The organism is Nocardia sp. NPDC050435 (genome assembly GCF_040655395.1).
Lineage (GTDB): Bacteria > Actinomycetota > Actinomycetes > Mycobacteriales > Mycobacteriaceae > Nocardia.
The window spans coordinates 379012-399118 of record NZ_JBFAJW010000006.1 but is presented as its reverse complement, the minus strand read 5'-3'; the positions used below and the strand labels follow the sequence as shown (position 1 = coordinate 399118).

General features: G+C 70.6%; 19 protein-coding genes. 10 read left to right on the top strand and 9 right to left on the bottom strand.

Translation table 11 applies throughout. From position 1 onward, the window contains the following. The first annotated feature begins 66 nt into the window (after positions 1–66). Positions 67–483 (top strand): SRPBCC family protein, encoded by a 417-nt coding sequence (locus tag AB0I43_RS21120; protein WP_356975488.1) that lies wholly within the window; start codon positions 67–69, stop codon positions 481–483. Here AB0I43_RS21120 and AB0I43_RS21115 read toward each other — a convergent pair. Further along, entirely contained in the window at positions 480–1754 is a 1275-nt protein-coding gene (locus tag AB0I43_RS21115) for a ribonuclease D (protein ID WP_357432576.1), read from the bottom strand. The two genes, AB0I43_RS21120 and AB0I43_RS21115, sit on opposite strands and share 4 nt — an antisense overlap. Before the next feature lie 22 nt (positions 1755–1776). Next, positions 1777–2415: a DUF3000 domain-containing protein gene (locus AB0I43_RS21110; RefSeq protein WP_356975491.1), complete on the bottom strand. Its 639-nt coding sequence runs from the start codon at positions 2413–2415 to the stop codon at positions 1777–1779. 110 nt (positions 2416–2525) lie between these two features. Between AB0I43_RS21110 and hemE the strand changes: the two genes are divergently transcribed. The 3 genes from hemE (at position 2526) to hemQ (ending at position 5848) form a co-directional block, all read left to right on the top strand. Continuing rightward, the gene (gene hemE / locus AB0I43_RS21105) at positions 2526–3608 is read left to right on the top strand and encodes a uroporphyrinogen decarboxylase (RefSeq protein WP_357432595.1); all 1083 of its coding nucleotides are present in this window, start codon (positions 2526–2528) and stop codon (positions 3606–3608) included. Between the two features lie 135 nt (positions 3609–3743). Further along, on the top strand, positions 3744–5090 hold the full coding sequence (locus AB0I43_RS21100) for a protoporphyrinogen oxidase (protein WP_357432575.1): 1347 nt from the start codon (positions 3744–3746) through the stop codon (positions 5088–5090). Between the two features lie 62 nt (positions 5091–5152). Continuing rightward, positions 5153–5848, top strand: a complete 696-nt coding sequence (gene hemQ, locus AB0I43_RS21095; RefSeq protein WP_356975494.1) for a hydrogen peroxide-dependent heme synthase — start codon at positions 5153–5155, stop codon at positions 5846–5848. Positions 5849–5942: 94 nt separating this feature from the next. On the opposite strand, the gene msrB is transcribed toward hemQ, so the two are convergent. The 4 genes from msrB to AB0I43_RS21075 all read right to left on the bottom strand — a co-directional run bounded on the left by msrB (position 5943) and on the right by AB0I43_RS21075 (position 10106). Continuing rightward, positions 5943–6374, bottom strand: coding sequence for a peptide-methionine (R)-S-oxide reductase MsrB (gene msrB / locus AB0I43_RS21090; protein ID WP_356975496.1), 432 nt, complete (start codon positions 6372–6374; stop codon positions 5943–5945). Further along, the gene (locus tag AB0I43_RS21085; RefSeq protein WP_357432574.1) at positions 6371–7690 is read right to left on the bottom strand and encodes a glycosyltransferase family 87 protein; all 1320 of its coding nucleotides are present in this window, start codon (positions 7688–7690) and stop codon (positions 6371–6373) included. The genes msrB and AB0I43_RS21085 overlap by 4 nt, the downstream gene beginning before the upstream one ends. Positions 7691–7756: 66 nt before the next feature. After that, positions 7757–9319 (bottom strand): alpha/beta hydrolase, encoded by a 1563-nt coding sequence (locus tag AB0I43_RS21080; protein ID WP_356975500.1) that lies wholly within the window; start codon positions 9317–9319, stop codon positions 7757–7759. A gap of 25 nt (positions 9320–9344) precedes the next feature. Continuing rightward, on the bottom strand, positions 9345–10106 hold the full coding sequence (locus tag AB0I43_RS21075) for a pyrimidine reductase family protein (protein ID WP_356975502.1): 762 nt from the start codon (positions 10104–10106) through the stop codon (positions 9345–9347). 35 nt (positions 10107–10141) lie between these two features. On the opposite strand from AB0I43_RS21075, the gene zapE reads away from it, so the two are divergent. Both zapE and AB0I43_RS21065 read left to right on the top strand, forming a co-directional pair. Next, positions 10142–11161 carry a cell division protein ZapE gene (gene zapE, locus AB0I43_RS21070; protein WP_357432573.1) on the top strand — a complete coding sequence of 340 codons (1020 nt, stop codon included), beginning with the start codon at positions 10142–10144 and terminating at the stop codon, positions 11159–11161. 39 nt (positions 11162–11200) lie between these two features. Then, the gene (locus tag AB0I43_RS21065) at positions 11201–11986 is read left to right on the top strand and encodes a tyrosine-protein phosphatase (RefSeq protein ID WP_356975506.1); all 786 of its coding nucleotides are present in this window, start codon (positions 11201–11203) and stop codon (positions 11984–11986) included. A 21-nt stretch (positions 11987–12007) separates the two neighbouring features. Here AB0I43_RS21065 and AB0I43_RS21060 read toward each other — a convergent pair whose 3' ends face one another. Next, the gene (locus tag AB0I43_RS21060; RefSeq protein WP_356975508.1) at positions 12008–12499 is read right to left on the bottom strand and encodes a MarR family transcriptional regulator; all 492 of its coding nucleotides are present in this window, start codon (positions 12497–12499) and stop codon (positions 12008–12010) included. A 313-nt stretch (positions 12500–12812) separates the two neighbouring features. On the opposite strand from AB0I43_RS21060, the gene AB0I43_RS21055 reads away from it, so the two are divergent. After that, the gene (locus tag AB0I43_RS21055; RefSeq protein WP_357432572.1) at positions 12813–13322 is read left to right on the top strand and encodes a carbohydrate-binding protein; all 510 of its coding nucleotides are present in this window, start codon (positions 12813–12815) and stop codon (positions 13320–13322) included. Between the two features lie 68 nt (positions 13323–13390). Then, positions 13391–14146 carry an alpha/beta fold hydrolase gene (locus AB0I43_RS21050; RefSeq protein WP_357432571.1) on the top strand — a complete coding sequence of 252 codons (756 nt, stop codon included), beginning with the start codon at positions 13391–13393 and terminating at the stop codon, positions 14144–14146. On the opposite strand, the gene AB0I43_RS21045 is transcribed toward AB0I43_RS21050, so the two are convergent. Together AB0I43_RS21045 and AB0I43_RS21040 are read right to left on the bottom strand one after the other, a co-directional pair. Further along, positions 14143–14682 carry a GNAT family N-acetyltransferase gene (locus AB0I43_RS21045; protein ID WP_356975514.1) on the bottom strand — a complete coding sequence of 180 codons (540 nt, stop codon included), beginning with the start codon at positions 14680–14682 and terminating at the stop codon, positions 14143–14145. The two genes, AB0I43_RS21050 and AB0I43_RS21045, sit on opposite strands and share 4 nt — an antisense overlap. Continuing rightward, positions 14679–15896 carry an MFS transporter gene (locus AB0I43_RS21040; protein ID WP_357432570.1) on the bottom strand — a complete coding sequence of 406 codons (1218 nt, stop codon included), beginning with the start codon at positions 15894–15896 and terminating at the stop codon, positions 14679–14681. Before AB0I43_RS21040 ends, AB0I43_RS21045 begins: the two co-directional genes overlap by 4 nt. Positions 15897–16026: 130 nt before the next feature. Here AB0I43_RS21040 and AB0I43_RS21035 point away from each other — a divergent pair, with 130 nt between their 5' ends. Beyond that, positions 16027–17328 (top strand): cytochrome P450, encoded by a 1302-nt coding sequence (locus tag AB0I43_RS21035; RefSeq protein ID WP_357432569.1) that lies wholly within the window; start codon positions 16027–16029, stop codon positions 17326–17328. Positions 17329–17410: 82 nt separating this feature from the next. Further along, positions 17411–18952 carry an NAD(P)/FAD-dependent oxidoreductase gene (locus AB0I43_RS21030; protein WP_357432568.1) on the top strand — a complete coding sequence of 514 codons (1542 nt, stop codon included), beginning with the start codon at positions 17411–17413 and terminating at the stop codon, positions 18950–18952. Positions 18953–20107 lie beyond the last annotated feature (1155 nt).

Sequence of the window (20107 nt, the reverse complement as noted above, 5' to 3'; positions counted from 1 at the left end):
CTGAAAACCCGGCGCGCGCCGGTCCGACGCCGTACCGTTTCACTCAACCATCGGAGAGGAACGGTCATGGCCTGGGTCAAGCAGGAAATCGTCATCGAGGCGCCCGTCGCGGACGTGTGGGCGGTCATCAAGGACTTCGAGCAGGGGCCGGTGCGGATGTCGCCGGGGCTGGTGGCCGAGAGCAAGCTGGACGCGCCCGATGTCCGGGTCGTCACCTTCGCCAGCGGCGTGGTGGTGCGCGAGCGCCTGATCTCTCTGGACGACGAGGAACACCGCTTCGCCTTCTCGATCATCGGCGACAGCGTTACCCCGGCGCACGACAACGGCACCATGCAGGTGTTCGCGCTGGACAACGGGCACAGCCGATTCGTCTGGACGCACGATGTGCTGCCCGCCGAACTCGCCGCCGCCTTCGCGCCCGTGATGGAGCAGGGCAGCGCGCAGTTCAAGAAGGTCGTGGAAAGCGCTGTCGCCGAAGGCTAGTCGGCCGGCGGCGTCAGCGCCCCGGTCAGCACCGGCACCGCGAGGTCGCGCTGCCAGGGCCGGGCGCCGCCCGCGTCGAGGAACGCACTGATCGCGGCGGAGAGCTCGCCGGCGCTGCCGACCCGGTCGTAGGAGGGCAGTCCGTCCCAGCACAGCCGCCGCACCAGATCGGGTGAGAGCAGATTCTCGACCGGAATCGCGTACTTGGCGGACAACTCACCCATCGCGGCGCGGGCCTTGGTCAAGCGGGCGGCGGCGACCGGATCGCGCCGCTCCCACCGGTTCACCGGCGGCGGGCCCTCGAACGGCTGGGTGAGCGAGGGTAGTTCGTCGTCGCGCAGGGCCCGGGCGCGGTCGACGGCGGCCAGCCATTCCCGGGAGTACCGGCGCTGGCGCGGACCGCCGAACACCGGAAGCGCGCGTAGCTGTGCGATGGTGCGCGGGTCGGCGGTGGCGGCGGAGACGATGGCCGCGTCCGGCAGGATCCGGGCGGGCGCGACGTCGCGGGCGCGGGCCAGGGTGTCGCGGGCCAGCCATAGCTCCCGGACCACCGCCAGCTGGCGGGTCTTGCGCAGGGTGTGGATGCCGGAGGTGCGCCGCCAGCGGTCGGCCTTCGGCGCGGGCGGCTCGGCGAGGCGGATGTGCTCGAATTCCTGTGCCGCCCACTCGGTCTTGCCCTGCGCCTCCAAAGAGGCGGCGACCTCCGCGCGCAGTTCCAGCAGCAGTTCCACGTCCAGGGCGGCGTAGTTGAGCCATTCGTCGGGTAGTGGGCGGGTGGACCAGTCGGCGGCTCCGTGCCCCTTGCGTAGCGCGCGGCCGAGCAGCTTCTCCACCATCGCCGCCAGGCCGACCCGCTCGAATCCGGCGAGCCGCCCGCCCAATTCGGTGTCGAACAGCCGCGCGGGGCGCAAACCCAGTTCGGCCAGGCCCGGCAGGTCCTGGTCGGCGGAGTGCAGCACCCATTCGAGCTCGTTGATCACCGCGGCCAGCGGTTGCAGCGCGTCGGTGACGGGGATCGGGTCGATCAGGAAACTGCCCGCGCCGGCGCGGCGCAGCTGGATCAGATAGGCGCGTGCCGAATACCGGAAGCCGGAGGCGCGTTCGGCGTCCACCGCCAGCGGGCCGGTGCCCGCGGCCAGGCGCGCGGCGGCCGCGGCGACGGCGTCGGCGGTTACCAGGACCGGTGGCACACCATCATGGGGAGCGAGCAGCGGTTCGGCTGTGTTCTCACCCACATTGCGCCCCTCGATGGGCTCTTCTACAACCGGCATAGACGTGAACTTTACGTTGCTGTCAGCTCAGTTCGTTGCTGGTGTGCGAGTCCGGTCGTAGATCGGTGATCCCCGCCGGTGGCAGACCGGCCGAGTAGGCCAGTACTTCGCAGAACGCTTCGACGTGTGGCGCCATCTCGGTACTGGTGGCGGTCCAGGAGGCGCGCAACTCCAACTGGTGCGCGCGCGGCGGGCCCGCGATATCGCCGTAGCGGACCGAACTGGTCGAGGTCACCGTGCCGCCGAGCGCCGTGAACGGCTCGGATCGCGACTCCAGCGCGTCGACCAGCCAGCTCCACGCCACCTCCGGCAGCAGCGGATCGGCGGCCAGCGAGGCGTCGATATCGGCCTGGATGTAGGCGACCAACCGGAACACGCCGTGCCAGGCCTCGTCGCCGTCGGGGTCGTGTAGCAGGATCAGGCGGCCGAACGCGTCGCCCTCGGAATCCACCGGAACCATCGGCGTTTCGGGGTGTTTGACCTCGGCGCCGACCGCATAGGAATACGGCGCCAGCCGCTGCGGCGGACGGATGGGCGCGAGCTCGATGCGGGGGTGCACGGATGCGGTGCCCATCGCAGCAACCGCGGCTCGAAATCCAGCTGGTTCGGCGGGGGAGCCCTCGGTCGATGCGGCGCCGTCGCGGATGTCGAGCGGTGTCACGGGAAGGACGGTAGACCGTCAGGTCGCCGCACCGGCGGAGGCGCGCCGCACACGACGCCGTTCGCGATATGGCGTTCGCGTGGTGTAGCCGCCCGGCGGGGATCGCTAGGATCGCCGTGATGACTACCTACACCCGTCGCCAGCTGACCGATGCCCCGTTCCTGGCAGCCGCCACCGGCGCCACCCCCAGCCGGCGGCCGGTGTGGTTCATGCGGCAAGCCGGTCGTTCCCTGCCCGAATACCGCGAACTGCGCAAGGGCATCGGGATGCTGCAATCCTGCTTCGACCCGGAACTGGTCTGCGAGATCACCATGCAGCCGATCCGCCGGCACGGCGTGGACGCGGCGATCCTGTTCTCCGACATCGTGGTTCCGCTCAAGGCGGCGGGCATCGATCTCGACATCGTGCCCGGCGTCGGGCCGGTCGTCGCCGCGCCGGTGCGCACCACCGCGGATGTGCGCGGCCTGCCGCGGCTGCGTCCCGAGGACGTCGGCGCGGTCACCGAGGGCGTCCGCCTGCTGACCGCCGCGCTCGGTGAGACCCCGCTGATCGGCTTCGCGGGCGCGCCGTTCACGCTGGCGTCGTACCTGGTCGAGGGCGGGCCGAGCAAGCAGCACGAGCGCACCAAGGCGATGATGCACGCCGACCCGAAGACCTGGCACGAACTGCTCGGCGCGCTGACCGACATCACCATCGCCTTCCTGCAGGCCCAGCTCGCGGCCGGGGTGGACGCGGTCCAGCTGTTCGACTCGTGGGCCGGGGCCCTGTCGCTGGCCGACTACCGCAGCTTCGTGCTCCCGCACTCCGAGCGCGTGTTCGCCGAGCTCGCGTCCGCGGGCGTGCCGCGCATCCACTTCGGCGTCGGCACCGGTGAGTTGCTCGGCGCGATGGGCGAGGCCGGGGCCGACGTCGTCGGCGTCGACTGGCGCGTGCCGCTGAACGAAGCCGTGCGCCGGGTCGGCCCCGGCAAGGGCTTGCAGGGCAACCTCGATCCCGCCGTGCTGTTCGCCGGGCCGGAGGCGATCGACGCCGAGGTCCGCCGCATCTGCCGCGAAGCCGACGAGGCCCTCACCCTCGGCGCCACCGGCCACATCTTCAACCTGGGCCACGGCGTCATGCCCGACACCGACCCCGGGGCCATCACCGCCACCGTCGAGCTGATCCACAGCATCGAACCCGCACCGGTGAACTAGCCCGAGCGGCCGCCCACGGCGACTGTGAGCCGGGCAACCGGCGGGTGGCGCGGCGCGAGTGGCGACTGTGAGCCGGGCAACGGGCAGGGCAACCGGCCGGTGGCGCGGCGCGGGCGGCGGGATACCGTCGCAGACATGAGAATCGCGGTGGTCGGCGGCGGCATCACGGGGTTGGTCGCGGCGTATCGGTTGCGGATGCTGCTCGGTGCGGAGGCCGATATTCTGGTGCTGGATCGCGCCCAGCGGGTCGGCGGGATCCTGCACACCGGTGAAGTCGCCGGGGAGCCTTTGGATCTCGGGGCGGAGGCGTTCGTCGGCCGCCGCCCGGAGGTGCCCGGGCTGCTGCGCGAATTGGGGCTGGAGACCCAGCTGGTGCTGCCCGCGGGCAAGCGGCCGCTGCTGTGGTCGGGCGGTGTCGCGCACGCGCTGCCGGAGCGGACGCTGATGGGCATCCCGGCGCACGCCGAGCAGATGCGCGGTCTCGTCGACGACGCCACCGTCGACTGGATCGCCGCGGAGACCACGCGCCCGTTCGAGTGGGATCCGGAGTCCGACACCGACGTCTACAGCCTGATCGCCGATCGGTTCGGCGCGCAGGTCGCCGAACGCAGCGTCGATCCGCTGCTGGGCGGCGTCTACGCGGGCAGCTCGCGGTCGATCGGTGTCCGCGCGGCGGTGCCGACGCTGGCCGCCGCGCTGGACGCGGGCGCGCCCAGCCTCACGCACGCGGTGGCCGCAGCCTTGCCGCCGCCGTCGAACACGCCGGTATTCGGCGGTATTCGCGACGGCTACCGGGTGCTGCTGGACGCGCTGACCGAGCGGTCCGGGGCGCGGATCGTCACCGACTCGCCCGCGACCCGCCTGGCGCGATCGCCCCGAGGCTGGGTGCTGGATCCGTTCGGCGCCGTCGACGCCGTGGTGCTCGCGACCCCGGCCCCGGTGACCGCCCGCCTGCTGCGGGCGGTGTCCCCGGCCGCCGCCACCGCCGCGGCCGGCATCGAACTGTCCTCGTCGGTGGTCGTCGCCCTCGCCCTGCCCCACGACACCCCGCTTCCGGACAATTCCGGCATCCTCGTCGCCACCGGAGAGCCCCTGCGCGCCAAGGCTTTCACGCTCTCCAGCCGCAAATGGCCGCATCTCGCCGACCGCGGTACCGCCCTGGTCCGCGCCTCGTTCGGCAAGTTCGGCGACGACTCGACCCAGTCCTGGCCCGACGACAAGCTGGTCACCGCGGCGGCCGAGGACCTCGCCCACGTCACCGGCGTCGCGATCGAACCGGTCGGCGCCACCGTCCAGCGCTGGCCCGGCGGCCTGGCCCAGTACGCCCCCGGTCACCTCGACCGGGTGGCCGCCATCGAAGCCGCCGCGGCCGAGCTGCCGCATTTCGCTCTCGCCGGGGCCTACCTGCACGGGGTCGGCGTCCCCGCCTGTGTCGCCTCGGGCGACACCGCCGCCCGCCGCCTGGCCGCCGCCCTGTCCTGACTCATCGCGGCCCGTCCCATCCCGCGCACCGCCACCGCGCACCGAAATGGCACGATGGGTGCATGGCGCGACTCGATTACCAGGCCCTCAACTCCACCATCCGGTATCTGATGTTCTCGGTGTTCCAGGTGAAACCGGGTGTGCTCGGGGAGGATCGGGCCAAGGCGATCGCCGACGCGCAGGCGTTCTTCGACGGTTTAGCGGACAAGGACGTGGTGGTGCGCGGCCTCTACGACGTGGCCGGGCTGCGCGCCGACGCCGACTTCATGATCTGGACGCACGCCGAGCGCGTCGAGGATCTGCAGGCCGCCTACGCCGACTTCCGCCGCACCACCGAGCTCGGCCGGGCCAGCACCCCGGTGTGGAGCAACGTGGCGCTGCACCGCCCCGCGGAGTTCAACAAGAGCCACATTCCCGCCTTCCTGGCGGGCGAAGACGCGGGCAACTACATCTGCGTGTACCCGTTCGTGCGCTCCTACGAGTGGTACCTGCTGCCCGACGAGGAGCGCCGCAAGATGCTGGCCGATCACGGCAAGGCCGCCCGCGGCTACCCGGACGTGCGCGCCAACACGGTGAGCTCGTTCGCGCTGGGTGACTACGAGTGGATCCTCGCCTTCGAGGCCCCCGAACTGCACCGCATCGTCGACCTCATGCGCGATCTGCGCGCCACCGAGGCCCGTCTGCACGTGCGCGAGGAAATCCCGTTCTACACCGGCCCGCGGGTCGAGGTCGCCGAGCTCATCGCTGCGCTGCCCTGAGCCGTCCCCCAACGAATGAAGGCATGCCCCGAGTTTTCGGGGCATGCCTTGATCGTGTTGCCAGCCGTACGCTGCGCACAGCGCGCGGATGCCGTTACTGCGCTGCGGTGTCCGAGGGGTGCAGGCGCAGCGAGATCGAGTTGATGCAGTAGCGCTGGTCGGTGGGTGTGTTGTAGCCCTCGCCCTCGAAGACGTGGCCGAGGTGGCTGTGGCAGTTCGCGCACAGCACCTCGACCCGGCGCATCCCCAGCGAATCGTCCGGGCGCAGGATGACCGCGTCCGAATCGGCCGGATCGAAGAACGACGGCCACCCGCAGTGCGAATCGAACTTCTCGGTGCTGCGGAACAATTCGGCGCCGCAGGCCCGGCAGACGTAGACACCGTCGGTCTTGGTGTCGGTGTATTCGCCGACGAACGGCCGTTCGGTCCCCGCCTCGCGCAGGACCGCGTACTCCTCGGGATTCAGCTTCGACTTCCATTCCTGGGGCGTCAGCTGGATCCGCGGCTCGGGAAGATCGGAACTCATGGCTCCACGCTAATACGTTTCGCGGTGGAGGGGGCGGACCCGTTCGCCGCGGGCGTCGCGGGTCGCGGCTCCTCGGCCTGGTCGCGCGAGTCGGGCGCGTCGTTCATCCAGGCCGGGTCCAGGCTCTGCCCGGCCACCAGGCGGCCCTCGCGGCGCGCGTTGAGGTACCGGTCGCCCAGCACGCAGAACACCACGAGCAGCAGCAGCCCCCAGCCGAAGGTGATGCGCAGGTACTCCAGATCACGCCCGATGCTCTGCCACCGGTCCGACAGCCATTTGTCGTAGGAGAGGAACCCGAACGCCGCCAGCCAGGCCGGCCAGTTCCGCAGCACCGAATTGCGCAGCACCACCGACATCATGAACGGGAACACCAGCATCGAGTAGTACATCTGCCCGAGCGAGGCCAGCAGCCAGGACGCGATCAGCAGCACACCGGAGGACGTGGTGATGAAGAACAGTTCGTCCGCGCGGTAGTACCGGTAGAGGATCCACAGCGTGAGCGCGACCACCACGCCCATGCTCAGGCGGATGGTCCAGGTCAGCCAGTCCGGTACGCCGTAGTAGGCGGCGTTGCCCTCGATGGCGCTGTTGAAGTAGTCACGGGTGTGCCCGATGTAGGGCACGGTGCGCCGGACGAAATCCATCGGATCCTTGACCAGCGGCCAGGCGATGGCATTCAGTACCAGCGGCACGCTGATCGCGGTGATGAACACCTTCCACTGCCCGCGCACCAGGGCGATCAGCAGCAGCGGCGCCAGCGTCGGTTTCACCGCGATGCTCAAGCCCATGATGGCGCCGGCCCACAGGTCGCGGCGGCTGAGCAGCAGGTGGATGAAGATCAGCTCGACCAGCAGCAGGCAGCCGTTGACATTGGTGAAGACCAGCGTGTTGGTGACGGTCTCGGAGAGGAACATCGCCAGCAGCAGCACCGGCGCCGCAACGGATTTCACGCTGTACTTGAACAGCCGCAGCAGCAGATACCAGGCGATCAGGATGGCGACGACGTTCAACAGAATGAACAGCCAGCGCGCCTTCTCGTAATCGATCACGGCGACCGGCGCGAACAGCAGGGTGCCGCTCGGCGGGTACAGGTAGTGCGGATCGACAGAGTCGAAGTTCGCGGTGTAGACCGGGCGCCCGTTGAGGAACGCGAGGGACGCGTCGTACACGGGCCGGAAATCATCGGTGACGAATCCGTTGACAGCCTTGATGAAGACCCGGTTCAGCACGGTCATGACCGCAATCGGCCACAATGCGAACTTGATCACCTCGGCGGTAGTGCGAGCCGTGCGCGGCTCGAGCTGTCGAAGTAACACTGGCGCACCGTACACCGGATTCGCTACCGGCTGGTTGCCGGGCGGCGGTTCCGGCGCGCTGGAAGATCAAGCCGGGCAGGCGTTACCGTCCGCCGGCAGCTTGGCCTCCGCCAGGTAATCGATCAGCGCGCGCTGCGCGCAGCCGGAGTGCGTGAACACCGGATGACCCCAGCCCTGCCAGTTCACCGTGGCGTGCCGGGCGCCCGCGGCGCCGAGCGCACCGGTCACCGAGGCCGTGCCGCCGTTGCCCTTGACCGGGTCGGCCACCGAATTCAGCACCAGCACAGCCAGGTCCAGCTTTTCCGGCATGGGCGCGGGCGCGGGCACCGGCCAGGCCGAGCAGTCCAGCAGGCCCAGTGCCGCGGATTTGCCGAACACCGGGTACTTCTGGCCCCACTGGGTGGCGAGCTCGGTGGCCTTGCTCGGCGTCGGCGGCTGCTGGGTGTCGGTGCAGCGGTTGACGAACTGCCCGTCGCTGGCGGTGGCCGCGGATTCGCGCAGGATCAGGTTGCCCAGCGCGGTGCGGTCGCCGCGCCCGGCGGCCGAGAGCGCGTCGGCCAGTTCGGCCACCCGGTTGCCCTGGTCGGCGCGCGGGCTGCCGAGGAAGCCGGTGATCGCGGTGAGCAGCGCCTTGGCCGAGACGTCACCGAGCCCGCCGGCGCCCGCCCTGGTCACCAGGTCGGCGATGGCGGCGCGCGGATCGGCGCCGAGCGAGCAGTTCATGCCCTTGCAGCGCTGGGCGTAGGCGGTCAGCGCCGCCTCGGCGCCCTGCAACCGCTGTTCCTCCTCGGTGACCGCGTCGGTGTTGACGGCCTCGGGGGAATCCAGCACCAGCCGCGCCAGGTGGTCGCCGAACTTGCGCGCGTAGCTGAGCGCGACCTTGGCGCCGTTGCCGGTGCCGAGCAGGTCGATGTTGTCGACCTGCCACTGCTTGCGCAGCTGCTCGATGTCGTCGGCGGAGTGCGGCGCGTCGAAGAGGCCCTCGTAGGGCTGCAGGAAATCCCGGCAGGAGATGGTGGCCTCCTGGCTCAGCGCCGATACGGCTTCGGCGGGCTTGTCCGCGCCCGGCCCGAACTGGCCGTTGTCGGCCAGGCCGCGGCGGATCTCGAGGGGCATGCAGTCGACCGGCTGCGAGGTGCCGATGCCGCGCCGGTCCACCGCGACGATGGGCCGGGTGGTGAGCAGGCCCGCGCCGCCGCTGCCGACGGCCAGCCCGGCCAGGGTGGCGGTGGAGGACCGGTCGGTGCCCGAGGTGAGCACCAGCGGCGCGGCGTCGGCCGGGGTCTGCGGCAGCCGGGCGCGCATCGCGCCGGTGGTGAAACTGCCGATCACGGTGCCCTGGCTGTCGATCGGCGTGGCGTACTCGGCGCATTCCAGGACCAGGCCGGTCGGCGCGGGGCCCAGACCGAGCAGATTCAGCGTGGGCGTGGTGCATTCGCGCCAGGCCAGATCGGTCTTGGGCACCGTGGCCTGGCGGGGCGGCGCGGTGGCGGGCGCCGGTGTCGTGCCCGCATCGCCGGCGACCGGACGCTCGATGGCGACGCCGGGACGGTCCGAGGGGCCCGCCCCGCATCCGGTCAGAACGATCGACAGTGTCGAGGCCACGACGGCGGCTCGAGTCCAGCGCATGCGATACAGCCTGCCACAGGCCATGTTATGCCCGGACCCAGCGGGTGAGGATGGTGCCGTCGTCGTCGAGCAGCACCTGCGCGCGCCGCATGGTGGTTTGGAACTCGTGCGCGGACAACGCGATTCGCCGTGCGGTCCCGCCGGTCAGCAGCGGGGCGGTGGTCAGGCACAGCTCGTCGACGGCGCCCGCCTCGAGCAGTTCGCCGAACAGGTGCGGCCCGCCCTCGCACAGCACACGATGCATGCCGCGCTCGCCGAGCGCCGCGAGCAGGGCCTTGGGGGTGATGGCCACGCCGCCCACCTCGACGACCTCCGCGCCCGCGTCGGTCAGCGCCTGTTTGCGGTCGGCGGGCGCGGTGGCGGTGGTGAGGATCAGCGGCGGCACCTGGGTGTCGGTGAGCAGTCGGCACCCGGGCTCCAGCGCGGCGCTCGCTGTGACCACGGCGACGCGCGGCGGTGTTCCGTCCGGGTGCCCGCCTAACGCGCGCTCGTGCAGTCCGCGGCGGCGCTGGGCGTCGGTGCGCGCGCCGCCGTAATTCTCGGCGCGCACGGTGCCCGCGCCGACCAGGATGACGTCGGCCAGGTCGCGCAGCAGCAGGAACACCTGCTTGTCGGCCGGTGTGCCCAGGCCGTGCGAGAGATCGCCGGCCGTGGCCGCGCCGTCGATGCTGGCGACAAAGTTCGCCCGTACCCAGGGCGTATCGAGGTCGGTCGGGTAGGCGTAGAGCTCGGCCAGGCCGTCGGCGTCGAGTTCTGTGAGCTGGATCGCATTGGGGAGACGCTGCATGACTACCGATCACACCACGTCCGTACGCTTTATCCATGCAGGAACGCCTCGTCGACCGTCACCCTGAGGTGCCGGCGGATCAACTCGTGGCCCAAATGGTGCCGCCGCCCATGTTCGACGAGGTCAGTTTCGCCTCCTACATTCCCGACCCGAACGAGCCGAGCCAGGCCGCCGCGGTCGCGCAGGCCGAGAAGTTCGCCGGGCAGGTCGCCGCCATCCACAAGGCGGCGAACAAGAAGAGCCTGTTCGGGAAAAAGAAGCCGGTCAGCGGCGCGGGCCTGTACCTGGACGGCGGGTTCGGCGTGGGCAAGACCCACCTGCTGGCCTCGATCTTCCACAGCGCGCCCGCGCCCAAATCGTTCGGCACCTTCGGCGAGCTGACCAACCTGGTCGGCGCGCTCGGCTTCAACAACGCCGTCGAGCGCCTGGCGGCCAACAGCGTGCTGTGCATCGATGAGTTCGAGCTCGACGATCCGGGCGACACCATGCTGGTCTCGCGGTTGCTGACCGAGCTGTCCGCGCGCGGCGTCTCCATCGCCGCGACCTCCAACACGCTGCCCGGCCAGCTCGGCGAGGGCCGTTTCGCCGCACAGGATTTCATGCGCGAGATCAAGAAGCTCGGCGCGATCTTCGAGGCCGTGCGGGTGGACGGCCCGGACTACCGGCATCGCGATCTGCCGCCCGCCCCGGAGCCCACCTCGCCGGAGACGCTGGCCGAACGCGCCGCCGCGACACCGCATTCCACGCTCGACGACTACGACGAGCTGCTGAAGCACCTGAGCACGCTGCACCCGTCGAAGTACGGCGCGCTGATCTCGGGCGTGTCGGCCGTCTTCGTCTCCGGCGTGCATCCGGTGACCGATCAGGCGGTGGCGCTGCGCATCGTCGTACTCGCCGACCGGCTCTACGACGCCAGCGTGCCGGTCACCGTGTCCGGCGCGAAGCTGGACCAGATCTTCTCCCAGGAGATGCTGGAAGGCGGCTACCGCAAGAAGTACCTGCGGGCCATCTCCCGGTTGCTCGCGCTTTCCCGGTTCGAAGCCGCCACCGCGTGAACTGAGAAGCCTCCCGCCCGAACGACGAAGGATTTCCGAGTGTCTCGAGATCGTGCCCTGCGCGGCTGTGTCGCCGCGGCCACCGGCCTTGCCATCGCTTTCGGCCCCGTCCTGGGCACGGCGTTCGCCGCCCCGGCCGCGGTCACCGAGTTCGACCGTTCGCTGCACCTGACCGGTGTCCAGAACGCCCGTGACGTAGGCGGTTACCGCACCGTCGACGGCCGCACCGTGCGCACCGGCCTGGTGTTGCGCACCGGCCAGCTCAACAACGCCACGCCCGAGGATTTGCTCGCGCTGGGCAAGGTCCGGGTGGTCGAGGATCTGCGCACGGTCTACGAACGCGGCCTCGCGCCGGATCGGGTGCCCGCGGGCGCCACCGAACGCTGGGTCGACGTGATCGGCCAGGCCCCGCCGCAGACCCTGGCGACCACCCTCACCGGCGGCGACGATCTGTACCGCGCCTTCATCACCGCGCCGGGCGCGAACGCGGCGTTCGCCACGGTGCTGCGCGACATCCTGGCCACCGAGGACGGCGCGGTGCTGTTCCACTGCACCGCGGGCAAGGACCGCACCGGCTGGACGGCCGCGGTGCTGCTGACCATCCTCGGTGTGGACCGCGAGACGGTCACCCAGGATTACCTGCTGTCCAACGTGTATCGCGGCGCGCGCGAGGGCGACGGCCTCAACGGTGTGCAGCAGGCGTGGCTGGACGGCGCCTTCGATCAGGTGCGGCAGTCCTACGGCAGCTTCGACAACTACGTGCGCGACGGGCTGGGGCTCAGCGCCGCCGATGTCGCCGCGCTGCGGGCGAAACTGCTGTCCTGACAGCCTGATCCGGCCGTCCGCTCACGGGCGCGGGTGCTGCTCGAACCAGCGGTCGATCAGCTCCGGGATCTCCTTGGCCACCCACACGAAGAAGTCGTGGATGTCGCGCACCCGCGCGGCGTCCGGGCCCTGCGGGTCGTCGAAGAGCGCCAGTCCGCGCGCGGTGGTCGCGGTCAGGTCGTCGTACTGGGCGGCCTGCTGGCGCTGCAGTTCCGGCATCACGCCCGGGCGGATCGTGTAGTAGTCCTTGCGGTCGCCGGGCTTGGAGGTCTTCTCCACCCAGCGCATGGTGACCAGGGTTTTCAGCGCGGTGGAGATCGAGCCCTTGGAGGCCCGCAGCGCGTCCGCGATCTCGCCGAAGGTCTGCTCGGGCGGTTCGCAGACCAGCAGCCATCCGACCGTGCGGCCGACCATCCGGACCAGGCCCATCCGTTCCAGGACGAGCGCGAATTCCTCGACGAAGGCCAGCTGCTCGGGAGTCGGGGCGGCCTTGTCGTCTGCGGTGCTGGGCATTGGACGAGTATCCCTTCGGGTGCGGAGGCGCGCGCAGACGGGGGACGGTCGAACCGTGCGGTCGCGGCGGTCGAACGGGGCGAGCTCGCCGGCCTGGTCCGGGGAACTCCTTGACGCGCATCATGTTTCGGCATCTACCGATGTGTTCAGTAAAAACTGAACATGCAGAACTGTCAAGGCGCGAGATCGATGGCGCGGGCGGCTCGCATCGGATAGCCTGAATTCGCACATCAGTGCGAATGGGGTTGTTCGACCTGGGAGGGGCGACATGCCGGTAATGAGTGGGCATTGGTTCAGCAGGGGAGCGGTGGCGGTGTCTGCCATCGCGGTCACGCTCGGGATGGGCGCCGGATCGGCGTCCGCGTTGCCGTCGATTTCGGTGTCCAGCGCGGAGCTGAGGGTCGGCCAGACCTACACGATCACCATCAACTGCGATGTCCGATCGACGTTGGCGGTCGCCATCGATGTAGATCCGTACTCGGCCGAGCCGGGTCAGCTGCTCGGCGGAGATCTGCTCACGCCCAACGAGAACCTGGTGGCGACGGTGCAGTGGACGCCGAGTACGGCGGGCGCGCACACCATCCAGGCCTACGGGTGCAGCAGCGGCGCGGGCTGGCCGGACGGGCGGCCACCCACCTCGGTGCTCGGCGTCACGATCGAACCGGCGGCGCCGGTCGTCCAGGAGTGGCAGCAGGGCTCGACCTACCAGGTCGGCGACGTGGTGAGTTACCAGGGGGTGCAATACAAATGCCGCCAGGCGCACACGGCGCACGCCCCGAACTGGACACCGCCGCAGACGCCCGCGCTGTGGCAGCAGGTCTGAGCCCGGCCGGATAGGGCGGCGGGCCCGGGAACACTCCGGTGTACCCGGGCCCGCTTATGCTGCGGGACATGACGAAGTTCAAGACCTGGGACGGGCTGGAGCTCAGCTACCGGGTGTGGGAAGGCGACGGCGCGCCGGTCGTGTTGCAGCACGGCGTGGTGGCCGACACCGGCGCCAACTGGATCGGCATGGGAGTGGTGCGGGCGTTGCAGGCCGCCGGGCACGCCGTGGTCTCGCTGGACGCGCGCGGGCACGGGCGCTCGGAGAAGCCGCACGACGCGAGCCGCTACTCCTGGGCCGCCATGGCCAAAGACGTCCGGGCGCTCTACGACGAGCTCGGCGTCACCGAGGTCGCCCAGGTCGGTTATTCGATGGGCGGAGTCATCTCGCTGCTGGTCGCCGCGTCCGATCCGCGGGTGCGCAAACTCGTCGTCGGCGGCATCGGATCCGGCGTGATCGACTGCGGCGGTGTCGATCGCCGCGTCATCGACGTCGCCGACCTCCAGGAGGCGATGACCGGGGACGGCTCGGCCGCCCCGCCGACGGCGCGCATGTTCCGGGTGCTGGCCGACGCGGTGCACGCCGATGTCGACGCGATCAAGGCGGTCGCCCGCGGCCTGGACGAGGAACCGATCAAGACCCTCGACGACATCACCGTCCCGGCTCTCGTGCTCGCCGGCGCCGACGATCCGTTCGCGGCCGAACCCGAACGGCTGGCCGCCGCGCTCCCCGACGGCCGTCTCGTGGTCGTGCCGGGCGATCACCTACTGGCGGTGGCGGATCCGGGCTTCCATGCCGCGCTGGTCGACTTCCTGGCGGACTAGAGCACCAAACGCATCACATAGTCGTGATGCTGCTGGCGGCCCACCAGGAACGTCTTGGTGCCGACCCGCTGGAACCCGTGCTTGGTGTAGAAGCGCTGGGCGCGCTCGTTGCGCTGGTTCACCCCGAGCCAGACGGCGACCGCGCCCGCCTCGCGGGCCTGCTGCAGCGCGGCGCGCATCAGAGCCTTGGAGATGCCGCTGCCGTGATGGCCGGGCAGCACGTACATCTTGCTGATCTCCACCACCGGGCTCAGCGCCACCGCCGCGGCCACCTCCGGGTCGGCCGGTTCGCCCGCGTGCAGCATCGCGTAGCCGACCAGATCACCGTCCGCGCAGGCCTTGAGCACCGTGTAGTCGGGATCGGTGAGGTACTCGCCGAAGCGCTCCCCGGAGAGGACCTCGGCGATGAAGATCTCGATGTCGTCGGCGGTGGCGTCGGGCGGGCAGGCGAGCGGAAAGGTCGCGGCCGCAACGTCACTGAGGGCCTCGGCGTCCCACAGTCCGGCCCGGTCCACGATGACCGGTGAGTTGCTCATTTCTCCAGTGAAGCACGCCCGTGATCACCCCTGCCGCCCGTGCCCGCTTCGGCGCGCGAATGGAACACCCCGGCGAGCGCGATCAGCGCGCCCGCGAACACCAGCGGAACCAGGAAGCTCACCCGGTGACTCAGGCTGGCCGCGACCGCGCCGACGATTCCGCCGCCGAGCAGCGTGCCCGCGTAGTTGAACAGATTCAGGCGGGCGATCAGCGAATCCAGGGCGCGTCCGCTGGTGAGCCGCCCGGCCTCGGAGAAGCACAGCGGCGCGATCACGGGCAGGCCGATGCCCGCGACGAAGAAGCCGGCGATGGCCACGGCCGGAGCGGGCGCGGCGACCACCAGTGCCAGACCCGCGACGCCGATCGCCGCGGCCGCCCGCACCACCCGGCGCGGGCCGAACCGGCGCACCCACCAGTCGCCGGTGAGCCGGGCCAGCAGCGAGGCGCCCTGATAGGCGGCCAGACCCAGTGCCGCGGCGGACGCCCCCGCGCGCAGGTCGTCGCTTTCCAGATACAGCGCCGAGAAGCTGCCGACGGCGATGTCGATGGCGAACACCAGGGCCATCGCGATGCCGAGGGCGACGTACGCGCGCAGCGCGACGGTCCCGGCGTCGGCCGCCTGCTCCTGCGGGCCGGTTTCGGCCGCGTCGGCGGCCAGCAGTCGCGGCCCGAGCAGCAGCCCGGCGATCAGCACCAGGACGGCGGCGGTCAGCAGCGTCTGCCGCAGCGTGATCTCGAGCGCTTCGCACCCGGCGACGAACAGCGCGCCGAGAATCGAGCCCGCGCTCCAGGCGGCATAGAACGAGGACAGGATGAAGGTGCCGTAGCCGTGCTGGATGAACACCGCCTGCATGTTCGTGCTCGCGTCGACCATGCCGAGCGCGATGCCGTAGCAGCACAATCCGGCCAGCAACCCGGGTGTGTTCGGCGCGAACGCGATCGCGCAGCCGGTGACGGTGATCAGCAGCAGACCCAGCCGCAGCGTGGCCCGGCTCGACCAGCGCACCGCCAGCTGCTCGGCCAGCACGCTGCCGCCGCCCGCCAGCAGCGAGACCACCACGATCGACCCGGCGATCAGCCCGTCCGACAACCCGAATTTCTCCTGCTGCTGCGGCAGTTCGGTGAGGACAACGGCGAAGAAGAACCCCTGCAGGGCGAACGCGAACGAGTTCGCGATCCGGGCGCCCCGCAGGACGGGCGCGAGCGTGCTCATTGGCGGAGGGTAACGGTCGGACCTGCCCCGCGCCCGCCGAATTCGCGGAGCCTGGTCCCCGCGCCGCGACCCGTGCCAGTATCGAAGGGGCGCCGCGGGTCTCGCGCCGCCCGGCACCCAGGGAGGCCCGATGACCGCGACCTATCCACCGGGTCCCCGATTGCCCGCGCCGGTGCAGACGGCGCTCTATCTGCGCCGCCGCACCCAGTTCCTGACGCTGCTGCGGCGGCGGTACGGCGACGTCTTCGCGATCCGCGTCCCGCCGTTCAACGACCGGGTGGTGGTGTTCTCCCGGCCCGAGCACATCAAAGAGGTGTTCGCCGGTGATCCGCGCACCATGCACGCGGGCGAGGCCAACAACATTCTCGGACCGGTCATGGGCGCGCACTCGGTGCTGCTCACCGACGAGGCCGAGCACGCGCGGGCCCGCAAGCTGCTGATGCCCGCGTTCAACGGCGCGGCGCTGCGCGGGTATCGCGATCTGGTGACCGAGATCGCGGCCGCCGAAGTCACGCGCTGGCCGGCCGGGTCGACGGTGGTGACGCTGGACCGGATGAACGCGCTGACCCTCGAGGTCATCCTGCGCGTGGTCTTCGGCGTCACCGACGCCGCCGTCCGCGCGGAGCTGGTGCCGCGCCTGCGCCGCATCGTGAACATCGGGCCGCTGCAGTACGCGGCGATCCTCGTGCCCGCGCTGCGGCGCGTCCCGCCGTGGAAGGGCTTCGACGCCAACCTGACCGCCGTCGACGCTCTGCTCTACCGCGAGATCGCCGCCCGCCGCGCGTTACCGGATCTGGCCGATCGGGCCGATGTGCTCTCGCGGCTGTTGCAGGTCGGCGCCGCGGGCGACGAGCCGCCGCTCACCGACCCCGAACTGCGCGACCAGCTCATCACGCTGCTGCTGGCCGGGCACGAGACGACCGCGGCGGCGCTGTCTTGGGCGCTCTACGAGCTGTCCGCGCACCCGCGGGTGCAGCGCGCGGCGTACACGGCGGCCCGCGAGGGCGACGACAAAGCGCTGGAGGCCGTTCTGAAGGAGGCCATGCGGCTGCATCCGGTGATCCCCGGCGCGGTCCGGCGGCTCACCCGCGAGACCACGATCTCGGGCTGGACGCTCCCGGCCGGCACGACCGTGAGCTGCTCCATCACGCTGGCGCACCGCAGCCCCGAGAACTACGCCGACGTCGCGGCGTTCCGGCCGGCCCGTTTCCTCGACGGCGAGGTGGAACCCAACACCTGGCTGCCGTTCGGTGGCGGCGTGCGCCGGTGCATCGGCGCGGGGTTCTCCCTGATGGAGGGCACCGCCGTGCTGCGCGAGGTCCTCACGCGCTACGCGCTGGCCCCGGCCGCCGCGAAACCCGAGCGCGGGCGGGTGCGCAACATCACCACGGTCCCGCGCGGCAAGGCCCGCGTGGTTGTGACCAAGCGGTAAACACGGTTCTAACCTGTTGGTATCCGCCGAAATCGGGCGCGCGGGCATTACGGGTGCCCGCATACGGGTAATCTCGGTGCCCATGACGAGCGGGAACCGCATCGCGATCGTTGGTGCGGGCATTGCAGGCCTGGCCAGCGCGAAGGTATTGAGCAGGGAAGGGTTTCCGGTCGAGGTGTTCGACCGGGCTCCGGACGTAGGGGGTGTGTGGAGCGCTACCCGGCGCTACCCGGGGTTGCGCACCCAGAACAGCCGCAACACCTACCACTTCTCGGACTTCCCCATGCCCGAGGATTACCCGCGCATCCCCGACGGCGCGCAGATGCAGGCCTATCTCGAACGCTACGTGCAGCAGTTCGGGCTGCGGGAGAACCTGCGCCTGGGTACCGAGGTGGTCGCCGCCGATCCCGTCGACAGCGGCTGGCTGCTCGAGATCCGCGACGAGACCGGAATCCACCGCACCTCCTGCGACCACCTGGTCATCGCCAACGGCGTGCACAGCGAACCGGACATGCCCGAGTTCCGGGGCGCCGACAAGTTCCAGTCCGCCGGCGGGTACCTGTGCCACTCCACCGATTTCCACGACGCCGAGTGGGCGCGCGGGCGCAATGTGGTGGTCGTCGGGTACGGGCAGTCCGCGTGTGACATCGCCGAGGCCGTCAGCCACGTCGCGGCGTCCACGACGGTGGTGGCGCGGCGGCTGCTGTGGAAGCTGCCGCGCAAGGTCGCCACCGGTTTCGACTACGAACGCCTGATGCTGACCCGGATGGGGCAGGCACACTTCCGCTACCACCAGCTCGGCTGGTTCGAGCGGTATCTGCACGGCGGCGGCGTCTCGTTCCGGGACAGCAATTTCGATCTGCTGCGCGAGCTCGCCACCAAGCAGACCCGGCTGCGGGAACTGGACCTGGTGCCCGACGGCCGGTTCGAGGAGATCGCCCAGTCCACCTTCAGCCTGGCCACCGAGGGGTTCTTCGAGCAGATCCGCGACGGCCGCATCTATGTCGCCCGCGACACCTCGATCACCGAGATGGGCGGCACGCCGCAGGGGCCCGCCGTGCGGTTGAGCACCGGCGAACAGCTGCCCGCCGACATCGTGGTGTGCGCGACCGGCTTCCAGCAGCGCGTCCCGTTCCTCACCCCCTACATCCAGCGGCAGCTGACCGACGAGGCCGGGAACTTCCGCCTCTTCCGGCACATCCTGCCGGTCGGGGTGCCCAACCTGAGTTTCGCGGGCTACAACTCCTCCAACGTCGCCACCCTCGGCGCGGAGATCGGCGCGCACTGGACCGCCGCACTGCTCCAGGGCCGCCTCACCCTCCCGCCCGCCGAGGACATCTCGGCCCAGGTCGACGAGCGTCTGCAGTGGATCGACGCGGGCACCGCCGGCCACCACGCGCACGGCACCACCATCACCCCCTTCGCCCTGCGCAATATCGACGAGATGCTCTCGGACCTGCGCTTCCGACTACCACTGCGCACCCGCCTGTCCCAGTGGCTCCGCCCGGTCAAACCCGCCTCCTACCGCGCCCTCACCGAACGCCGCCACCCCGCCGCCGACAACCCCGCCCCACTCGAACCCCACTTCCCCCAACCCGAGCGCCCACACGCCGACCACCGCTGAGCCCGGACACGAGTCCCGCTGCGCCGCAGTGCTTTTCCGGCGGCACGACGGGCCTGCTGCCATACACGCAGGGCTCAGGTGGTCGATCGCCGACACGAAACACACGCGGCCGACGGGTGCCCGGCGCACCGCCGTTCAGCCGTACCTGGCCGACTAGGTGACATGGTCGAGTAGTCGTGTGAGTCACACGATGGAGACGGGGCTCGCGGCCACAGCCTCAGCGACGGGTGCCGCCCGATGCGCGCCCTTGGCCACCAGAGCGTCGACTTTGCCGTGACTGCGCGGTGCTCCGGCAATTCAGCTCTGCCGCCGCAACTTCGGCCTACGACGCGTGCCGCTTCGGTGTGACCCCGCCGTTGTGGTCAACTGCCGTTCGCGCGCAACGAGCCCTGGCGGATCACTCCGGCTTCCGGTTGCGGGTGACGAGTTCTAGCGGTTCGGCCGGCTGTCAGTCGTGGGTTGCCGAGCCCCGGCAGGATCCACCCCACCGTACGGCGCTGTGCGGCTGTGCTTGTACTGGAGCGAGCTTCCCGCGCTCATCCTGATCGGCGCGAGCGTGATTCAGGCTGTGGCCTTGTCTTACAGGCTCCCGAGACCCTGTCGGCAAGCCGCCCCGCCCCTTGCGGGTCGGCCCGGCTGCCGCTCGATGGTGACGAGCACCGGCAAGATCCGCACCCGAGGCACGCCGTGTGGCTCTGCTTGTGCTGGAGCGAGTTTCCGCGCTCATCCTGATCGGCACGAGCGTGATCCGAACTGTCGTCGAACCTTCGGGCTACCGCGATCTGACCGCATCGCACGGCAGGCCGCCCCGAGCATGCGATCGTTCGCCGCGGCGCTTGGTCCGGCCGGAGCGTGACAGCGCATCCGGAGCAGGGAACATGGCGACTTCGGGCCGCGCCCCACTCGGTCGATCCGGTGCGATCGGCTGGTGCGCGGGCTTCGACGGCCGCCGAGCGACTCTCGGCGCTGCGCTCGCGCGATCCAGTATGTGCCGCACTTGTCCCGGTCGGGTGTGCTGGTGGCGCGCACGGTTGATTTGGTGGGGGTACCGGCGACGCCCGGTCGAGCCTGCCGGTGGCGCATGGCTGACTCGGACGGCAGTGCTGGCGGTGCACGGCTGATCCGGTCGAGTGTGCTTGCGGCGCATGGCTGACT